14 protein-coding genes are annotated in these 19,583 nt (G+C 49.1%); 6 read left to right on the top strand and 8 right to left on the bottom strand.

Going from position 1 to position 19,583, the window contains the following annotated elements:
• Positions 1–37: 37 nt before the first annotated feature.
• The 5 genes from BMW94_RS00170 to BMW94_RS00150 all read right to left on the bottom strand — a co-directional run bounded on the left by BMW94_RS00170 (position 38) and on the right by BMW94_RS00150 (position 6,981).
• Positions 38–3,091: a X2-like carbohydrate binding domain-containing protein gene (locus BMW94_RS00170; protein WP_254790083.1), complete on the bottom strand. Its 3,054-nt coding sequence runs from the start codon at positions 3,089–3,091 to the stop codon at positions 38–40.
• A gap of 392 nt (positions 3,092–3,483) precedes the next feature.
• Entirely contained in the window at positions 3,484–4,380 is an 897-nt protein-coding gene (locus tag BMW94_RS00165; protein ID WP_090993412.1) for an SMP-30/gluconolactonase/LRE family protein, read from the bottom strand.
• A gap of 15 nt (positions 4,381–4,395) precedes the next feature.
• On the bottom strand, positions 4,396–5,058 hold the full coding sequence (locus BMW94_RS00160; protein WP_090993410.1) for an SGNH/GDSL hydrolase family protein: 663 nt from the start codon (positions 5,056–5,058) through the stop codon (positions 4,396–4,398).
• A 99-nt stretch (positions 5,059–5,157) separates the two neighbouring features.
• Positions 5,158–5,946: an alpha/beta hydrolase gene (locus BMW94_RS00155; RefSeq protein ID WP_090993408.1), complete on the bottom strand. Its 789-nt coding sequence runs from the start codon at positions 5,944–5,946 to the stop codon at positions 5,158–5,160.
• A 201-nt stretch (positions 5,947–6,147) separates the two neighbouring features.
• Positions 6,148–6,981 carry an AraC family transcriptional regulator gene (locus BMW94_RS00150; protein ID WP_090993406.1) on the bottom strand — a complete coding sequence of 278 codons (834 nt, stop codon included), beginning with the start codon at positions 6,979–6,981 and terminating at the stop codon, positions 6,148–6,150.
• A 132-nt stretch (positions 6,982–7,113) separates the two neighbouring features.
• On the opposite strand from BMW94_RS00150, the gene BMW94_RS00145 reads away from it, so the two are divergent.
• From BMW94_RS00145 to BMW94_RS00135, 3 genes are all read left to right on the top strand, one after another.
• Complete coding sequence (locus BMW94_RS00145; RefSeq protein ID WP_090993404.1) at positions 7,114–9,141, top strand: beta-galactosidase; 2,028 nt, start codon at positions 7,114–7,116, stop codon at positions 9,139–9,141.
• A gap of 414 nt (positions 9,142–9,555) precedes the next feature.
• A complete protein-coding gene (locus tag BMW94_RS00140) occupies positions 9,556–10,527 on the top strand; it encodes a helix-turn-helix transcriptional regulator (RefSeq protein ID WP_090993402.1) in 972 nt (323 codons plus the stop codon).
• A gap of 19 nt (positions 10,528–10,546) precedes the next feature.
• A complete protein-coding gene (locus BMW94_RS00135) occupies positions 10,547–11,233 on the top strand; it encodes an AlkZ-related protein (RefSeq protein WP_254790061.1) in 687 nt (228 codons plus the stop codon).
• Positions 11,234–11,342: 109 nt separating this feature from the next.
• On the opposite strand, the gene BMW94_RS00130 is transcribed toward BMW94_RS00135, so the two are convergent.
• Together BMW94_RS00130 and BMW94_RS00125 are read right to left on the bottom strand one after the other, a co-directional pair.
• Positions 11,343–12,857 (bottom strand): UxaA family hydrolase, encoded by a 1,515-nt coding sequence (locus tag BMW94_RS00130; protein ID WP_090993400.1) that lies wholly within the window; start codon positions 12,855–12,857, stop codon positions 11,343–11,345.
• Positions 12,857–14,371 (bottom strand): tagaturonate reductase, encoded by a 1,515-nt coding sequence (locus tag BMW94_RS00125; protein WP_090993398.1) that lies wholly within the window; start codon positions 14,369–14,371, stop codon positions 12,857–12,859. The genes BMW94_RS00130 and BMW94_RS00125 overlap by 1 nt, the downstream gene beginning before the upstream one ends.
• Positions 14,372–14,573: 202 nt before the next feature.
• Between BMW94_RS00125 and BMW94_RS00120 the strand changes: the two genes are divergently transcribed.
• The 3 genes from BMW94_RS00120 (at position 14,574) to BMW94_RS00110 (ending at position 18,275) form a co-directional block, all read left to right on the top strand.
• Entirely contained in the window at positions 14,574–15,455 is an 882-nt protein-coding gene (locus BMW94_RS00120; RefSeq protein ID WP_090993397.1) for an AraC family transcriptional regulator, read from the top strand.
• Positions 15,456–15,591: 136 nt separating this feature from the next.
• A complete protein-coding gene (locus BMW94_RS00115) occupies positions 15,592–17,580 on the top strand; it encodes a GTP-binding protein (protein WP_090993395.1) in 1,989 nt (662 codons plus the stop codon).
• A gap of 17 nt (positions 17,581–17,597) precedes the next feature.
• On the top strand, positions 17,598–18,275 hold the full coding sequence (locus BMW94_RS00110) for a tetratricopeptide repeat protein (protein WP_063564693.1): 678 nt from the start codon (positions 17,598–17,600) through the stop codon (positions 18,273–18,275).
• A gap of 170 nt (positions 18,276–18,445) precedes the next feature.
• Here the strand turns inward: BMW94_RS00110 and BMW94_RS00105 are convergent, their stop codons facing one another.
• Positions 18,446–19,387 carry a phosphotransferase gene (locus BMW94_RS00105; RefSeq protein ID WP_139209278.1) on the bottom strand — a complete coding sequence of 314 codons (942 nt, stop codon included), beginning with the start codon at positions 19,385–19,387 and terminating at the stop codon, positions 18,446–18,448.
• Positions 19,388–19,583 lie beyond the last annotated feature (196 nt).

Here is a 19,583-nt window from a genome sequence, read left to right as displayed (position 1 = left end):
GTTTAGATTAACTCAAACTTTCATTTCAAGTTTAAGTCTAAGGTTCAATACCCCATTGAAGACTTCCGGCAATATATCCCGTTACTTTGGTCCAGTCGGCATAGGCTGTTTGACTTGGAGCAAACGAATAATCATCCGTCTGAGTGTAGTTGGTCCAGTCGGTTTTGGAGAAACGGGCCTGAATTTCAGTACTTTGCCCCGCTGCCAGTGAACCCGCAGAAGCTTTGAAGCCAATCTCCAGCATGGAATCTGCTCCGGTCACTGGAGTGGGCAGCGTACTAAACGTGCCTGTAACATTGTCGTTTCCAGCTGTTGCCCAGTCACAGAAAAAGTTTTGGGCTTGAGCGCCATTGATCGTATAATAGTAACGAATTTTGACATCGGAAAGATTGATGGCCGAAGTACCTGTATTCGTTAATTTGATCTTGGGATTAATGGAGTTCCCCGTTGCTGAAGTCGTTCCATTATACATCTCAATTCGAATAGCTCCAGCGGGTACAGCCGTTGTGTCTTTGAGCGTCAGATTCAGGATTGCATCATTGCCTGCACTGAAATGGAAGGTTAACGCTGCGCTTCCCTTGGACAACGAAGCCAGATAGGTTTTACTCAACACAACCTGATTGGCCGATACTGTGTAATCCGTACCTGAAACCAGCGTTGTACTGCCATTCCGTATTGCACTAAGCGTGTTTCCGTTCAGTGTCAACGTTACAGGAATATCTGCCTGATTGCCTGTATTCTTGTCAAATTCCGCATTCACTGGTGTGATGGACGAACTGGTCACCGGAGTCTCGCCTCCACCTTCTCCACCGCCATTGTTCCCACCAATACGGTCAGCATATAAAATGCCCCGTCCATTCGTACCCAGATACACTCTTCCATACAGACGTGGATCACCTGTAATCGTGGTCACACGTGCATATTGATGCTGATTATCGTTAATCCGTACCCAGTTCGCCCCGCCGTCATCGGAACGGAAAAATCCACGTGTTCCGTCGATCTTTGCAATCGTGTACAGCGCGACCACATTCTGCCCAGGTGCCGCTTTACCAAAACCGATGCTGTCCGCTTCCTCCACATTCGCAAGTTTGGTAAAGGTCGCTCCTGAATCGGTGGAATGCCACAGACCATATGGCCCGTCCTCTTCACTGCCGCCTGCAAACCAAAGTTCGCCTTCCGTACCTGGAACTGCGTCCAGATCCGCATTTCCTTCTACCGGAAGCCCAGTAGCCGCAGATGCAGTAAAGGAGGCACCCCCATTGGTGCTTACATAGACTTTACCGGCAGCAAATCCATAGAATTTGTTCGGATTCACACGATCAGAGATCACTTTTGCCTGTGCAGGTATACCTGCACTCGCTGTCCATGAGTTGCCGCCAGTGGAATAATGCACACCCTTGTCTGACGTGCTCCATACAAGTCGGTTGCCATTTGCAGAGATAGCTACAGTCCCTCCTCCGGTTGTACCGGCAGGCTCTGCGTTCGCCTTATACCATGTGGTCCCACCGTCGCTGGATAAACCAATGGATTTTGCATTCGGATCAGCACTGTAGTCTGCTTTCCCTACACGAACCATGGTATTCGGACTTAACTCTGCAAAATCCAGACTTTCCGTAGAAGCGTAGTTGGGGCTGGTAAACATCGTAGCTGGGGCCTGATCCAGATCGTTATGACGGAATCCCGTGACATCCCCTACTCCACTTAACAAATGTGCCCCGCTTGGCGGGCTGATCAGATCCAGAACCGCGATCTCCTCGACCCCTTTGGCCATCACTGAAATATTGATTTTGTTGCCGTCATCCCAGTCTGTCAGATTTTTCGTGCCGTAGATGGTTGCACCTGTCCCATACATCATACGGTCAGAGTCAAACGGATCTATCTCCAGATCGCCAATCATCCAGCCCAGCTTTGGAGAAACTTCAGGCGGTGCAGGATTCGTCCCAAACGTCAACCAAGGAGCGACCGAAATATCCTGTGTATAGCGCATTTTACGGTTAGGGTATCCTTCAAATTCCCAGATGCGGGTCCACGTAGCTCCACTGTCCGTACTGCGGAACAGATTCGCGTCAGGCCACCAGGAGTTGAGGGTTGCTACCATCAATGTACCGGGATGCTGGGCATCTACAGCCAATCCACCGTATCCAAAATAATTGTCCGAGCTGCTGCTTGGTACCGGACTAATGTTCGTCCATACCCCTGTAGTCGTATTGAATTTCCAAAGGTCTCCCTTTTCCCCATCATAAGGACCTGCACCATCGCTGTAAGAGATATAGAGATTTCCATTGGCGTCCAGTTCCCCGTGATGAGGTAAATAACCTGTAGGCTGTCCAGCAACAGCGCTCCACGTTGTGCCTCCATTCGTACTGCGGTATATGCTTTGATTTTTGTCGGCTACCCCGACATAGATGGTCTGTGTTGCCTGTCCAGCAGAACCTGTTGATTTGTCAAACGTGATCCAGGAAAGACCTACGATGTCACTGGTATACTCATAAGACGGGTCCTCCACATACGTGCCCGGATTCGGGAAGCTCGTTACTTTGTTCCAGGTTACGCCGTAATCCGTACTTTTCCAGAGTCCGTTGCCACTGCGTGCACCAAAATACAAAATGCTATTTTTATTCGGATCAACGGTCAGGCGTTCCCCCATGGATCGTCCCGGCATGTTACCGCCGACTTTGAACGGAAGAGTGGTTGTCTGCCAAGTGTCACCTCGGTCCGTAGAACGCAGGATGGAGCCGTTGTTTTTGTCCCATGAATTCGTGTACGTGCCGACAGCCATATACACTCGATTCGGATCAACCGGGTCTGTTGCCAGCGCATCGACACCGTTTTTGTTCCAGTCATCCCAGCCGACAAAATCGGTGAGCGGAATCCAACTCTCATTTGCAGGATTCCAGCGATAGGCTCCCCCAATATCCGTCCGGGCATAGATCAAATCCTTCTCTGACTCATTGAAAATAATCCCCGGCACAAAACCGCCACCCGCCCCGGTCACGACATTTTTCCACTGGTATGAATCACTCGGTGCCGCATCCGTTGTGCCAGCGAGCACCCCCAGTGAAACTGCTGCAACGGCAACCGTCAAACTCATCACCCGCAGGTTTCGAAAAAACGTTTTCATAATGACTTAGCCTCCTCTTCAATATGTTCATCGCATCCGGCAAACTCCGCTGTGTCATCATGTTGATGAGTGCAGTATCAAACATTTAATGCAATGGAACAGGCAACCAGCCCCACCTCCTCTCCAATTTATAAAACGCTTTCATAAATCGATTTCGTTTGCCAAGGATTGGACTAAACTTTCAATAAATAACATTCGATGGCAATACAAAAACCCCTCCTGCCCAAATTCTATTTTTTGTAATTTTTTTCTGCATCTCGCATCTGAAAACACAAAAAAGGATGCTGTTTAAACCAGCACCCTTCTCCATTGATAAATATTTTAATAAATGAAGAACACAGTTCCAGTAACACGGTCCTTCATTATTTTGTATCCAACTGTGCTCCCCCGCCAAACGCGTAGGTTTTCTGCCCTTTCACACCCGGTCTGATCACAAATAGTGATCCAGCATTCGGCGTCTCCGTCAGCCGCTCTTCCCCAATACCAATTCGGGCAGTCGTAATGTATAAGTCCTCCAAATCAGGTCCTCCGAAACAGCAGGAGGTCACCTGATCTGCGGGTACCTCAATCTGTTGCAGCAGTTCAGCTGTATGCGGATTCCAGCGAGTGACTCTTCCTCCGCCCCAGTGGGCAACCCACAGCATCCCCTCACTGTCTACAGTCATTCCATCCGGAAAGCCATATTCCTCCGGTATAGCAATTACACTTGTGCGGCTCGATATTTCTCCAGCAGCCAGATCAAAATCAAAACGGTCAATGGATCGTGTCGGCGTATCAATGTAATACATCTTCTGTTGATCCGGGCTCCAGCCCAAGCCGTTGGATGTAGATACATCCCTGAACAACGTTCGAACAGGCTGTCCTTCCTCCAGGCAATAAAATGCCCCCGCCTTACTTTCATTGTTGATGCTCATCGTCCCTGCCCAGAACCGGCCGAGCGCGTCACACTTCCCGTCATTAAAACGGTTGTTGTCCTTGCCTTTCTCCGGATCTTCAATCGGCTGCAACTCTCCTGTGAGCAAGTGATAGGTATGGAAGCCATTGCGCAAAGCAACAACAACCTCATCACCGTGGTATGGCACAACCGCACCTACATGCTGACCAACATCATAAGTCCGATCCTCGCCTGTAGCCGGAATGTATACATGAATCTTGTAGCTTTCAATGTCCACCCATAATAATCGATTGTGCTCAGCATCCCAGCTTGGACCTTCGCCCAGCAGCGCCGGGGTATGTACTGCAATGTTCAAGTCGCTCATGCCATCACGTCCTTTTTAAGATTTGACGCCGCCTGACCATTCGAAACCAATGGCATCCAGGAATGCTTTGGAAAGCACCATATGGCCTGTTGCATCGGGATGAACACGGTCATAAGTCAGCACAGACGTATAGAAATGATCCCAGAATGGAGTAAATGCAGCCTGTGTATCCACGAAAATGGCATTATATTCTGCGGCTACTCTGCGAACAGCTTCACCGTATATATCCATCGTAGCCCGCATCGGATCTTCCGGATTGGCTTCCAAATAATAAGGAGACATCAGAACAAGTCCCTTCAACCCCGGACGAACAGAAGCAACCAGATCACGAAGTGTGGATTCATACTCCTCCAGGAAAACTTGCGAGTCCGTAGATAACGGATTGTCAAATTGCCGCCATACATCATTAATCCCGATCATAATCGTTAACCAGTCCGGTTTGAGATCAAGCACATCCCGGTCCCAGCGCTGCTTCAAATCACGGATTGTATTTCCACTGTTACCCACATTCTGAATCCGCAGCATCAATTCTGGGTAGATGGAACGCAGCAAGGCATACACTTGCGCCACATAGCCATGTCCCAGTCCAGCACTTCCTTCACCGACAGGATGTTCACGTCCACAATCTGTGATTGAATCTCCGATAAAAAGCAGCTTATCATTCTTTTGCAATTTCATTGTCGTTTTCTCCTTCGCTCTCATCAGCGTTAAAATATGTGAGATCACTCGTATTCATATTTCATATTCAGGAAAGAAATAGATCAGCAAGGTGCCGTGTTACCACCCTTGATTCTTAAGCCAGGTCAGGCAAAGGTCAGACCACGCCCGAACGGCATGGTCATCCTCTGCCAATCCCAAACCATGTGAACCTTTTTCAAATACATGCAAATCATAGGGAATGCCGTGTGCACCCAGGGCGAGCGCGTAACGCAAACTGTTCTCCACAGGGACAGCCTGATCATCACTCGTATGCCAGATGAACGCTTCAGGAGCGTCCGCTTTCACCTGCTGCTCCGCACTAAAGGCCTTGATCTGTTCAGCAGACACATCTGGCCCAAGCAGATTTTCACGAGAACCGGCATGTCCATAGGACTCCATCGTAATCACCGGATAACAGAGAATTACCCGATCCGGGCGTGAACTCTCCCGTTCGATAGGGTCATCATGATCAGTTTGACCCTCGTCATACAAGGTTCCCAACGTGGCTGTAAGATGACCACCTGCCGAGAAACCAAGCACGGCAATTTTGGAAGGCTGAATGCCATATTGCTCAGCATGAGCCCGTACATAACGAATCGCACGCTGACCATCTGTCATGGGTGCCGGATGCTGGTGAGGCGCCACACGGTATTTCAGCACAAATGCGCTAATTCCAGCACGGTTCAACAATTCAGCGATTGGAGCTCCTTCATGATCGGCCAAAAATCCATAGCCCCCACCCGGACAGATAATGACAGCGCTCTCGGAACCGGGCTGAATAAATGGAATCAGATGGGGCATTTCATCTTCATGACCCTTGGCCGCATAAGGCGCTGCATGGTCCCATAATGGTATAGTTGTTGTCACTTCTATCATCCTCTCTAAGTTGAACGGATACGTTGATCCGTATAGTCCATTTCCAATCTAAGGAATTCGATATCATCATAACGGGTAGCACCCTTGCGCATCAATACCTTCCTGGCATCACTTTTTGTTCAATTTGTAACAAGTTACACGGAATCCTCGTGCTTGAACAGTGTTTTATAGCACATTTTTAACTCTGAATGATTAATATAACGTTCGATACTGCTCCGGAGTTACGCCCTCAATCCGCCGAAAAGTAGCCACAAAATGACTTGCATCCCGAAAACCCACCTTCGCTGCCGTTTCCTTGACAGTTAGTTTGCTGTCCCCTGTCATCCATTCTTTTGATTTGCGAATACGGAGGAGGATGAAATAACTGTAGGCGGTCATGCCAAAGGATTGTTTGAAAAGGGTATTCATATGCCTAGGCGTAATGCCTGGTATGGCAGCCATCTGTTCTAGGCCGATTTCGGGATCGGCATAATGTTCATTCATGAATGAAATTAACGGAGCCAGCCGTTCCACGGCATGGGAGATCGAAGAGCGACTGCCTGTCATGCCATGTTTTTTGAGCAAAATCAGAAATCGGTACATGTCCGCTGACGCTTCCAAGCCGGATAAATCCTGGTCGCTGCTGATGGAATCCAGCACTTCCCTGCCATAATATTCAAGCGGGCTCTCTGCGTCCCACTGGTGTAGGGCTGCCTCCCCCAAACCAAGCGACTCTGTAATGGCCGGGCACTGGGAGCCTCCAAATGTAATGTAAAGAGTCTCCCACTCTCCTTGCGAGCGAACATACTCGTGCGGCTCATTCGGCGGCAGCAAAATGCCGGATGTCTCCTCCAGCAGTAGAGTTGAACCTGCAAATCTGAACTCTCCAGCTCCCTTCACCGTCTGAAGCCAGTGATAACAAGGATATCCGGCTGGTCTGTACACATTCTCCTGATTGCCGTTATATCCTATACTCTCAATGTAGAGCGGAAGCGGTTGATCCCGTGGGGTCATAAAGTAGCGCCGATGATCAGATGTGATGAGCATAGGGATTCTCTCCTTTGAACAGAAAAAAATTTGCAGTTCCATATTCTTATATGTCTCAATACTTTTCTTATATTTTAAAAGTCATATCCATCATATAGTATAGATTTATTCTTATACAAGAGGTGAACACATTTGATTAACAGCAAGTTACCCAAAATGTTCTACGGCGGCGACTATAACCCTGAACAATGGGATCATGAGACTCATCTTGAAGATCTGCGCATGTTCCAATTGGCAGGTATTGATATTGCGACCATCAACGTATTTTCATGGGCACTGATTCAGCCTGATGAAGTCACTTATCATTTTGAAGGACTCGACCAGTTAATTAACAGTCTCTATGAAAGCGGCGTTTACATTTGCCTCGCGACAAGCACTGCTGCCCATCCAGCGTGGATGGCGAAGAAATACCCGGATGTTCTGCGTGTGGATGCCGATGGACGTAAACGCAAATTCGGTGGACGGCATAATTCCTGTCCGAACAGCCCTACTTACCGCAAATACTCCGAGAAAATTGCAGACAAGCTGGCGGAACGTTACAAGGATCACCCGGCTGTGCTTGTATGGCATATCTCCAATGAATATGGTGGCGACTGTTATTGTGATAACTGCGAGAAAGCGTTCCGTGTGTATCTCAAAGAACGTTATCAGACCCTGGAGCAGCTCAACAAAGCATGGAACACCAATTTCTGGGGGCATACATTCTACGATTGGGATGAGATTGTACTGCCGAGTAATCTGAGCGAGCACTGGGGAAACAACAATTCCACCTTCCAGGGCATCTCGCTTGATTACTCCCGCTTCAACTCCGACAGTATGCTCGATTGTTACCGTCTGGAATATGATGCGATCAAAAAACATATCCCGGATTCGGTCGTTACGACCAATCTGATGGGATTTTTCAAACAGCTGGACTATTTCAAATGGGCCAAATATATGGATATCGTCTCCTGGGACAGCTACCCGGGTCTTGCGACTCCGGTGAGTTTCACAGCTATGGCTCATGATCTGATGCGTGGATTGAAGGACGGACAGCCGTTCATGCTCATGGAGCAGACACCAAGCCAGCAGAACTGGCAGCCTTATAACTCATTGAAACGCCCCGGCGTAATGCGCCTGTGGAGCTACCAGTCCGTTGCCCATGGCGCGGATACGATCATGTTCTTCCAGCTCCGCCGTTCTGTCGGCGCTTGCGAGAAATATCACGGTGCAGTCATTGAACATGTCGGTCATGAACATACCCGTGTATTCCGGGAAGTCGCGGAGCTGGGCAAGGAATTACAGTTGCTGGGCGACAAAACGCTGGATGCTGCCGTGGACGCCAAAGTGGCTATTGTGTTTGACTGGGAAAACTGGTGGGCGATCGAGAAATCCAGCGGACCTACCGTTGCTCTGAACTATGTAGATCAAATTCACAAATACTACGCTGCCTTCTTCCGCCGCAACATTCAGGTGGACATCGTTAGTGTGGATACGGATATCAGCAAATACGACATCGTGCTCGCTCCGGTACTCTATATGGTTAAACCAGGCTTTGCGGCCAAACTGGAGAAGTTCGTTGAAGCAGGCGGTACATTCCTGACAACCTTCTTCAGTGGGATCGTCAATGAGAGTGACATCGTAACAACCGGCGGTTATCCTGGCGAACTTCGCAAACTGCTCGGTATCTGGGTCGAAGAAATTGATGCCCTGCTGCCTGAGCAAAAAAACCGTATGGTCATGAAAGAAGCTTATGGCGATCTTAAAGGAGACTATGGTTGCGGCATGTTGTGTGACTTGCTGCACAGTGAAGGTGCAGACATCATTGCCGAGTATGGAGACGACTTCTACAAAGGCATGCCTGTGGTAACCCGTAACACATTTGGTCAAGGTGAAGCCTGGTACGTAGCTTCCGATCCGGAAGATCGATTCCTGGACGGCTTGCTGGGACAACTGGCTGCAGCCAAACATATTGCTTCTCTTCTGGATACTCCGGAAGGTGTCGAAGTGACTTCTCGTACCAAGGATGGACAACAGTACCTGTTTGTCATGAATCACAATGCTACCGCTCAATCCTATGATTTGGGCAAAGCTGAGGCTCATGATTTGCTCACAGATCGGTCTCTTTCAGGTACGATCGAGATTGAAGGCCGTGGTGTGCAGCTGCTTGAAATGAAATAATATTCAAAAATCGATGATACAACATGTTACATGGAAATCGCATTGATCTATATTTGCAGCTTAAAAGCGTGTCAATTGTTAAAATTTAAAGTATTATATGATTGAACTTGTTTCAATCTGCTACTTCCCGTATCCGTTTAGACCGGATACGGGTTTTTGTCATTATTTGTGAGGCTATCGGTTAGAAGGAAATACCGAGAAGCGAAGCGAATTGGACGAGACACACAATTAACGACGCCCCGCCGGGAACAGGAAGCGGCCCTCTGTAGTATACAGGGACAGCGCTATATTAAATAAATAATATAATGCTGCAAATATTGGTGACAGCCATGATGTCACTTATATACTGCTACAATGGGAGAAACACTCCAGCATCCTTTCCGGCGGCGCAACCCTCGAAACGGAGTGGCTGACATGAATAGAACAAATCGGCTTGCCGCCATCGTTATGGCATTGCAGCACGGTCACGAAACGGCACATTCACTTGCAGAAAAGTTTGAAGTTTCCCGCCGTACCATCCTGCGGGATATCCAATCACTTTCAGAGATGAATGTCCCGATCATTGCCATCTCCGGTCCCGGAGGCGGCTTCAGACTTATGGAGGGGTATGTACTTCCCCCACTGCAATTGGACCCGGTTGAAGCAGCTACTCTCATCTTTGCTCTCGAAGGACTAAGCCATTATGCAGATACCCCTTTTCAAGAGAAACGCTGGACATTAATGGACAAGATCAAAAGCATTATTCCGGAAGATCTCAAGGCAAGGATGGATCCCATGCTCAAACAACTGAAGCATGATGTTCCCGAGCGGAACTACATCCTTCGTCATCTGGAACCGCTTCTGGCTTGTATCCCGGAACAAGGGTGGCTGCGTATGCTGTACCGCTCTGCTTCCCGTCAACGCTGGCTCACGATCTGCCCCATTCGAATCTATGCTTCGGCCGGTTTCTGGTATTGTGAAGCGTATTCGGAGGAGCATGGTGAGCAGCGCCTGTTCAGGGCGGACCGCATTTTGGACGTTACGCCGGTTGATCTGCTCGAATCAAAAAAGCTGTCTGAACAGGCTGAACAACAGCGCAGCAGACCGCAATCTCCTGAGCGTTCTCCAACGCGCGTTACCGCACGTCTGAGTTACAGCGGAATGATCGAAGCAGAACAGGACAAGCATATTGGCGAGCGGATGACCGAGATCGCTCCGGATGTCTGGGAACTGTCCTTTCTCTGCCCTCCTGGTGAGTGGGCTTGGGCCGTGCGATTCTTTTATCGACTAGGACGTGAGGCAGAAGTACTCGAACCTGAGGACCTTCGCTGCGAGATTCGCAAACATGCCGAGGAAGTATGCCAGATGTATCTTACTTCCAACAATAACCGTTATGGCACACGCTAAAAAGGAGCTTGCCAAAATCATGATGAATGAGCATGAATCGATTGTAACTTACGAAGAAGCTGTTCAACGAATAGAGGCTGTGGGACTTCTCCCACTCGCACCTTTATTCCCTGAATACCCTTCACTTTCCTCCATAACCCCTAAAGAAAACTGGCATGAGGATAACGCGCTTGATCCCTGGTTATGGCGTTCACGTCTGGCTGAGGAAGGGATCGCTGCCTATGGCAAATTTGTCAAAAAGAAAGCGATTCTCGTCTCACGCGAATATTTTCCATGGGTGCACCGTCTGCTAGCGGACGCCAGAGTCATGGAGGAACAATATGACGCGGGATTGCTCTCTCCAGAAGCATTCAAGCTGTATGAAATAATTGAAAAGCAAGAGGGGATCGATGGACGGACGCTGCGTTCACAGGCAGGTTTTGGAGCCAAAGAGGACAAAAAGGCATTTGACCAAGGGCTGCTGGACCTTCAAAGTATTAGCGCCATTGTTATCTGCGGTACCAAAGAAAAAGAAGGCCTCGCTGAAGGCAAGGTCGCTTGGAACAGTTCTGCTTATGAGACCTCAGGGTACTGGATGAAGCGTCAAGGTATTCAGCCGTTTGAGGGCAGCGTTGCAGACGCGAGCGAACTCCTGTTACAACATTTGGAGAAACACACTTCTGCTGCCGCACTGGCCAAAATCAAAAAAGCCTTTGCGATAAAATGATTAAAATATTCGTACACGACAAATCCCGGAAGCCGAAGAGGGCTGCCGGGATTTGCTGTATATACGTTTATCATTTATGCAATAGGCATAAAACAGTGAACGAGTAAGATTACAGGATGACCCCATCCTTGAATATCGCAATTTCCCGAAATCCATGCTGCTCGCTGAGCGTATGCGCCCGCCCTGAAGCTATATCGAGCAGTTGGCTGAACAGCTGCACTTTCACGTCCTCCATCGTCTTACCTTCCAGCAGTTGACCTGCGTTAAAATCGATCCAGTGCTTTTTCCGATTTGCGAGGTCGGATTGGGTTGCAATCTTGACGGTAGGTACCGGGCCTCCAAACGGCGTTCCGCGACCTGTCGTAAAAAGAACAATGTGCGCACCCGCAGCAGACAGTGCCGTAACAGACACGAGATCATTCCCCGGAGCTTCCACGATGTTCAGGCCGATTTGAGTAACACGTTTGCCGTAACGAAGCACATCAATTACGGAAGAACGCCCTCCCTTTTGCGTACATCCCAAAGATTTTTCTTCCAGCGTGGTAATTCCACCCGCTTTGTTCCCTGGTGAAGGATTTTCATATATATTCTGACCGTGGTTCACAAAGTATTGCTTGAAGCCGTTCACCAGGTCCACCAAATCATCAAACACCTGCTCATTGGCCGCCCGATTCATCAGAATGGTCTCTGCACCAAACATCTCGGGAACTTCGGTCAATATAGCCGTACCTCCGGCAGCAACCAGCATATCGGCAACGGAGCCAACGAGCGGGTTCGCTGTAATCCCGGACAGACCGTCCGAACCGCCGCACTTCAATCCAATTTTGAGCTTGCTCAGGGGCAGCGGCTGACGCTGTTCATGTTCGACGAGCTCCACGAGCTCTTCCATCAGACGCAGTCCTTCCTCAAGCTCGTCATCTGTTTCCTGCGCTTTGAGAAAACGGACTTTCCCCTGATATTCCGGTGCGATACATTCGCGGAACTGGTCTACCTGATTATTTTCGCAACCCAGACCAATGACCAGCACGCCGCCGGCATTCGGGTGTTCCACCAGGGAAGCCAATACCTGCTGCGTATATTTAAGGTCATCTCCCAGCTGCGAGCATCCGAACGGGTGCGGAAAATGATATACGCCATCCACCCTGCTGCCGAACTGCGACTGGCCCATCCGAGCTAATGCCTCACATACTTTATTAATGCAGCCGACCGTATTTACAATCCAGATTTCATTACGGATGCCTGCTTCACCGTTAGGACGCAGATACCCATCAAATGAACGTAGATGTTCCGGAGGCATGTCCGTCTGGACAGATGGTCCTGGATGATATTGGTATTCAAGTAATCCGTGAAGTCCTGTTTTCAGATTGTGACTGTGAATCCAGCTCCCCTGCTCAATCTGTTCCTTGGCTATCCCAATGGAAAAACCATATTTCATCACATCCTCGCCTGGTGCGAGGGTATGCACAGCAATTTTATGGCCTTTGGGCACGTCGTCCCTTAATGTAAAAGTAGTACTGTCTGGAAGGGTAATGCTTTCCCCTTTTACATAATCCCGAAGAGCTATAATGACATCATCCTGTGGTTGAATCGCAATCCAGTCATTAACTGTACGTGTTGTGTTCATCAACTCTCACCTTCCAGCAAACCAATTTCGTGAACGATTGCTTCGCGAAGCCCCTGTCGATCATCCAGATTTTCTCCCCAGATCGATACATCAGACAATACAGCAGCTACACTCAGCTCTAATTGCTGCTTATCCCTATTCAGAGGATCATAACTCTCCCAATGCTTCGCGAGTGAAGACAATACATCCACATCATCCCGAAGCAGGACGGACTCACCGTTCAGTCGCTGTCCCATGTAACCGTCTGGCGTGTTCACTGGACGATACAGACACAATAATCCCGCAAATCCTTTCACGAGCCGAGCCGGCCAGGTTCCCTGATTTTGCTCATAGGCCAAAAGTGTAGGCAGCACACGGACTTTGAACTTTCCTACTGTATTTAATGCAATATCATGCAGCTTGTGATTAATATACGGATTGAGGAAACGTTCAAACACTTCCCCTGCGTACTGATCCAGATGATGATCCGGCATATCCAGTGCAGGCACGATCTCCTGATGTACCGCTTCTCTGACCCAAGAGCCAAACTCTGGGTCTTCCATCGTCTCTCTCACATGTTCCTTGCCTTGCAGAATGCCGAGCGAAGACATGAGGGTATGAGCACCATTCAAAATACGAACCTTGCGCAGCTGAAAAGGTTTCAAATCCTTCACCCAATGTACGTTGAGTCCCGCCTGTTTCAGGGGGAGTTTCTTGTCCAGTGCTTCATCTGCCTGAATGGCCCAGAAATGATATGGCTCAGCCGTATTGACCAGTTGATCCTCGTATCCCCAGCGATTGGTCAGGGAATCGGCTTCTTCCTGAGTCGGTGCACCTGTGACAATCCGGTCAACCAGATTGTTCAGGAACAGATTATGGTTCTCAATCCATGAACGGAAGCCTTCAGAATAACCGAAATCTTCACTATGCTGCAGCACACAACTGCGCAGTACATCCCCATTGCCCTCAAGCAACTCACACGGCAGGTGAATCAACCCTCTGGATGGGTCCCCATCAAAGCGCAGATAACGTTGATGCAAGAAGACCGTCAGTTTACCTGGAAATGATTGTACCGGTTCACCCTGTGTGTATTCTGCATAGGTATATTTCAATCCCGATTCGGTTGTATTGGAGATGACAAACTCCAGGGAAGGCAATTCCGCTAGTTTCAGAAAATCCTGCCATTCTTCGTACGGATTAATACACTGTGAAAAAATCGAGATCATTTCTGTACGTTCCACCACGTTTCCCTGTGACAGCCCCCGGGTAATCATCGTATACAATCCGTCCTGATCACGAATTTGTTCCAGCTTTGCCTTTCCCCCAGGCCGAGGCTGGGTCACCGCAACACTGCCATGGAATTTGCCTTGTCTGGCACTCTCATGAAGCATCCAGTCTGCAAACCCACGCAAAAAATTGCCTTCCCCAATCTGTAGTACCTTTACGGGACGTTCCATCACTTCTCTGCACTTGCGCTGGCTATCACTTCCGAGCAGATTCAGCTTTAGCCTTGGTCTTTTCGTGCTCGCCGACATGAACACTCACCTCATCGTTTTATTTGTCAACATCAGATGTCCCGCTGCACGGCACACAGCCGCTTAACTTCCATTGAAAACGCTTTAAATTCATTGTATCATCAATAAAAGGAAATTTAATTGCTTATATTGCGGTAAATGTACTCTTTCATGATCAGATATAACCACTTTTTTTGTAAGCACTGTTTGGAAAGGAGATCGAATGGAACGTTCGCCCGTTCGTACAACCATTCAGGCGGAATCGGGGATTCCCTTTCGTCTGGTGTATGCAGATACCAAGTCCCCCCAGAACGAGTTGCCGGATCATCTTCATGACTGGCATGAAATTATTTATGTATATCGGGGTCAGGGCACCATTTTCATTGATACCGGTCTTGAAGACATGCAGGAGGGTGATTTGTTTATCATTCCTGGCAGCACGGTACATCGTGCATTGCCGGATGCCGGAAATCCGGTGACTTCATCGGCCTTGTTCTTCAGTCCAGGATTACTGGCCTCCACAGCGGGAGGCAATGCGTCAGCTATGCTCTCTCTATTTGAACGCTGCCGCAAACGCAGGGTGTACAAGAGGCATCTAGAAGCCAAGGAGCAAGCACAGGTGACTGCATTAATTGACGACATTCATGCAGAATTCCAGTTAGAACATCACCTGAGTGCCCACGCCGCTCTGCTGCGGTTGCAGCTCTTACTCATTGATCTGGAGCGATTGGAGGCAGTCGGTCCTGCAAGCCCTGCCAGAAGTGTTCCTGGACCCGACTGGCTCTCCTCTACGCTGACTCATATGGATGAAGAGCTGCAGAATGGCCTTTCCTTGCCGGAACTGGCACGGAAGGCAGCCGTATCCCCGGCTCACTTCAGCCGTGCATTCAAAAGGTATACCGGCATGACGCTAACTGACTATGCATTGGCCCGCCGGGTTATTATGGCGAAAGAGCATCTGCTGCGAAGTAATGAGACGATGGCCGTTGTTGCCGATGCCTGCGGCTTTGAGAGCCTGCCCCATTTTTATCGACAATTCAAGAAACTGACGGGCACCACACCTGCTGCCTACCGTAAAACCATAAAAGATCAGGACCAAACGTGATGGTCACAACATCCTGAAATGTAGAGATTGGTCTGTGTGTAACATATTCTTCCATACTACTCGTGTGGTATGTTATAATACTGAATTACAATGTCGGAAACGATGTGTTTCTGCTGCCAGAGGAGCCTTACATCCCATGTTAAACGAATTGAATCGCAGAAATATCGGCATCTTCGCACACGTCGATGCAGGGAAAACAACAACGACAGAGCATATGTTATTTCATAGCGGTGTCGTACGTAGTCCAGGTCGCGTGGATGACGGAACAACAGCAACAGACTCTCTGGATATTGAAAAGGAACGAGGCATTTCCGTGCAGGCGGCTATGACCTCTCTGATCTGGAAAGATACGATTATTGATCTGATGGATACGCCAGGACATATCGATTTCAGCTCTGAGGTAGAGCGATCCCTGCGTGTTATGGACGGAGCCGTACTGATTGTGTCCGCCGTGGAAGGGGTTCAATCCCAAAGCGAGACCATCTGGCATGCTCTCCGTTCGCTTGGAATTCCTACCCTGCTTTATATTAACAAAATGGATCGGGTTGGCGCCTCTGCTGAGACGGTTATCGATCAGATCCGGTCCAGTCTCTCTCCGTTCGTATGCGAGATCCAATCCTTTCGTATGAACGAAGAGGTGTTCGAGGGCATTGACTCCTTATGGAATGAGGACCAAACGCAATTGAAGGGTTCCCCTTCATCAATCCCCGGCCTTTTTGAACTATTGGCCGAACTCGATGAAGATCTGATGGAAGCCTACATTAATGGTGAAACGCTGCCTGCTGACCTGCTAGATGAAGCATTTCACACACAAGTGCATCAGGGCGAAGTGTTCCCCATTTGTTATGGTGCTTCTGGCAAAGGGATCGGCGTAACGGAGCTTCTGGATGCCATCGTCGAATTTCTTCCTCCACCTGCACAGCCTCAAGAGCCTTCAGTATCCGGGGTTGTATTCAAAATTGAACGGGATAAAACGATGGGCCGTACAGCTTATGTTCGCATGTATGGTGGCAGCGTGCATAATCGGGATACGATCTATAACTCCACTCGGGAGCTGGAAGAGAAAGTGACACAGATTCGCCGAATGGATGGTCGGAAATGGGCGGATACAGGTGCTGTTCATGCCGGACAGATCGCTGCACTGTACGGACTAAGCGAAACCCATGTTGGTGATATTATTGGCAGCCCCGAAGGGGTGCCTCCTGTACCCCAGCTGGCTGTTCCCTTGTTGACCGTGCAGGTCCATGGTAAAGACACGGCTCGTTATCCTGACCTTGTAGCCGCATTGCAAGAGCTGACGGATGAAGATCCTCTGCTCGATTTGCAATGGTTGCCTGAAGAACGGGAACTGCATCTTAAAGTGATGGGAACCATTCAGCTTGAAATTCTGTCCAGCCTGCTGATGAGTCGTTTCGGACTGGATGTCGTATTCGACCCGCCGTCCGTCATCTATAAGGAAACCCCTCGTTCTTCCGGGGAAGGCTTCATCGCGTATACGATGCCCAAGCCCTGCTGGGCCATTCTTCGATTCAGCATTGAGCCTTTGCCACGGGGCAGCGGTCTGATCTACTCATCTACCGTCCGCACAGATCATCTCCTGCTTCGTTATCAGAATGAAGTGGAGCGCCGCATTCCTGAAGCGCTATCTCAGGGGTTGTTGGGGTGGGAGGTTACCGACCTGCGCATTACGCTAATCGAAGGTGAGCACCATGTCTGGCATACCCATCCACTGGATTTTGTGGTAGCCACGCCGATGGGGATCATGGATGGGTTGGCAAGCACGGGTACAACCCTGCTGGAACCCATTCTGAATTTCCGGTTAACGGTTCCGGAGGAGTACGGTGGCAAAGCGCTCAGCGATCTGGTACATATGCGAGCAACCTTTGAAGCGCCAATCATCGGAGGCGGTCGATGCATCGTTGAAGGACGTATGCCTCTGGCAAGCTCCATGGATTATCCGGTGAAGCTCCGCTCAGAGACGAGCGGACGCGGGGTGCTCACGACTTCATTTGCCGGGTACCAGGATTGTCCTTCGGATCAGACCCATACGCGGAAACGCAGAGGAGTTAACCCGCTGGACCAATCCAAATATATTTTAAGTGTTCGAAATGCGATTACATCATAATTGGAGTTGACTTTGTCGTGCTGATTAAATTTCTAATCTTTGGCCTCCTGTGGCGGATTGTAGGCAATCCGTTCTTGGCGGTTATTATTTTCCTCATCATTCTGTATTTCCTGGATCGTCGCTATGTTGGGGTGATGCCAAGCTTCATGAAGCCACTTAAGCGTATGCGTAACATCTCACGGCTCCGGCAGCAGCTTGCCATGAGTCCGAATGAAGTCTCTTCCAAGCTGGATCTGGCCCGTCTGTTAATTGAACGCAAACGTTATAGCGAAGCTCATGCCTTGCTGCTGGAACTGGAACGTCCTTACGAGCAATCAGCCGAATACTGGGAGGCGCTGGGCACAACTGAACTTCATCTGGGCCAAACGGAAGAAGGCGAGCGTCATATTTTGCAGGCATTGGATATTAATCCAAGAGTGAAATATGGACGTCCTTATCTGACACTTGCAGGTGCATTCAAGGATACTCACCGGGACAAAGCGCTGGCATACGTTCAACAATTCCAGGAGATTCATTCCTCATCCAGTGAAGCGTATTATTTGCTCGGCTCGGTGTACCGCTCCCTTGGACGTACTGCAGATGCAAAACAAGCCTACGAGCAATCACTGAACGTGTATCGCTCTCTGCCAAAATATAAGAAGCGCCAGGAACGTCGCTGGGCTGTTCGCAGCTGGTTCCGCAAGCGTGGACTGTAAAGCTGTTTGATTACGTTAGATTGAGCATTGGATTCGACGTCATGAATTTGAAATGTACGCATCCATTCCATTCATTCGTGATAAAAAATTTCACCAAATAAAAAGTGCACTGATAATTGCCTCAAGGCAGAAATCAGTGCACTTTTGTTATACATCCACATGGGGCAGAGTTAAATCAGCAGCTTACGCAGCCGTTCCTCATTACCTTTCATCCAGTCTACCCGTTCTCTCAGCTTCCTGATTTGCTGCACAGCCACTTCAGGCTCATCGGTACCTTCGAACAATCGACTGATAAAATGCATCACCACATCCAGACTTCGAAGCAAAATAAGCGCTGGAATCACACTCAGCTCCTCTGGCTCCAGACTGACCTGTTGCCTGAATCCCTGAATTAATCCCTCCAAAGCCTCCCACATCCATGCCTGCTCCTTGTCCATCGTCAGAAGGTCAGACATGGGCACAGCCAGCTCCATTACCCGCAGATCCCATGTGGCGAATTCAAAATCTAATATGGCACATATGATATCCTGAGAGTCTGCCAATACATTGGATGCATTTAAATCCCCATGTACCAGTTGATGCGGCAAATCCTCCATACCTCGCAGCGTGTTGAATAAGCCTGGTAGTACAACCTTCAGCTTCTGTAGGTCATCCGCACATGCCATTAGCTTATCCGGGGGTGAGGTGCATAGTTGTAACAGTTTCTCCGGGGAACAGAGCGGGTAAGCCTCCTGAATCTGATAATAGGGCGGATAAACGGGAGCCAGGGATATGGGAAGGCGCGCCATAACGGAAGACAGCATGCCAGCCGCCCTGCCCAGCCCACTCAGCTGATCGGGTGTATTCCACACGGGATTATGGCCCTCACGATAATGGAACAACGTCACGATTTTGCTCCGGCCCGAGGAACGATCCTGCACAGCAAGAAATGTTGCATGCTTCTCATCAGGAAGGCTAACGGGGGCAGGCACATCAAGCTCAAACTCTGAACGTGACAAGGCAGACAGCACCTCGTGTTCAAAAGCAATTTTCATTTGATCATTATGCGTTTCGTACTGCCTCAACACGTAACATTCTTGGCCCATCTCTACCATGAAGGTAGAGTTGTTCATGCCTCCCTGTCCACGGTGGGCTTTCCAGTTGGACGTGAATCCATATGAGGATAAAACGGTGGATATGAGCTGTAGTTCTGAATCATTTAGGGAACATGAATCGATAATGTGCACCAAAAATAACTCCTTTATTTCACATAATACAACCTCTGTATGTCCTCATCTTAACGGAAGTATTTCTTTCGGTCTAGTCAGC

This window comes from Paenibacillus sp. OK003, from assembly GCF_900109515.1.
Classification (GTDB): Bacteria; Bacillota; Bacilli; order Paenibacillales; family Paenibacillaceae; genus Paenibacillus; species Paenibacillus marchantiae.
Note: the sequence above shows the minus strand (reverse complement) of the source record. Positions and strands in the feature narration are given on the sequence as shown.

Coding starts and splice junctions, on each gene's coding strand:
- BMW94_RS00140 (WP_090993402.1), top strand. CDS start 9,556: ATGAATAGAACAAATCGGCTTGCCGCCATCGTTATGGCATTGCAGCAC.
- BMW94_RS00115 (WP_090993395.1), top strand. CDS start 15,592: ATGTTAAACGAATTGAATCGCAGAAATATCGGCATCTTCGCACACGTC.
- BMW94_RS00135 (WP_254790061.1), top strand. CDS start 10,547: ATGATGAATGAGCATGAATCGATTGTAACTTACGAAGAAGCTGTTCAA.
- BMW94_RS00120 (WP_090993397.1), top strand. CDS start 14,574: ATGGAACGTTCGCCCGTTCGTACAACCATTCAGGCGGAATCGGGGATT.
- BMW94_RS00105 (WP_139209278.1), bottom strand. CDS start 19,387: ATGAACAACTCTACCTTCATGGTAGAGATGGGCCAAGAATGTTACGTG.
- BMW94_RS00125 (WP_090993398.1), bottom strand. CDS start 14,371: ATGTCGGCGAGCACGAAAAGACCAAGGCTAAAGCTGAATCTGCTCGGA.
- BMW94_RS00160 (WP_090993410.1), bottom strand. CDS start 5,058: ATGAAATTGCAAAAGAATGATAAGCTGCTTTTTATCGGAGATTCAATC.
- BMW94_RS00165 (WP_090993412.1), bottom strand. CDS start 4,380: ATGAGCGACTTGAACATTGCAGTACATACCCCGGCGCTGCTGGGCGAA.
- BMW94_RS00150 (WP_090993406.1), bottom strand. CDS start 6,981: ATGCTCATCACATCTGATCATCGGCGCTACTTTATGACCCCACGGGAT.
- BMW94_RS00130 (WP_090993400.1), bottom strand. CDS start 12,857: ATGAACACAACACGTACAGTTAATGACTGGATTGCGATTCAACCACAG.
- BMW94_RS00170 (WP_254790083.1), bottom strand. CDS start 3,091: ATGAGTTTGACGGTTGCCGTTGCAGCAGTTTCACTGGGGGTGCTCGCT.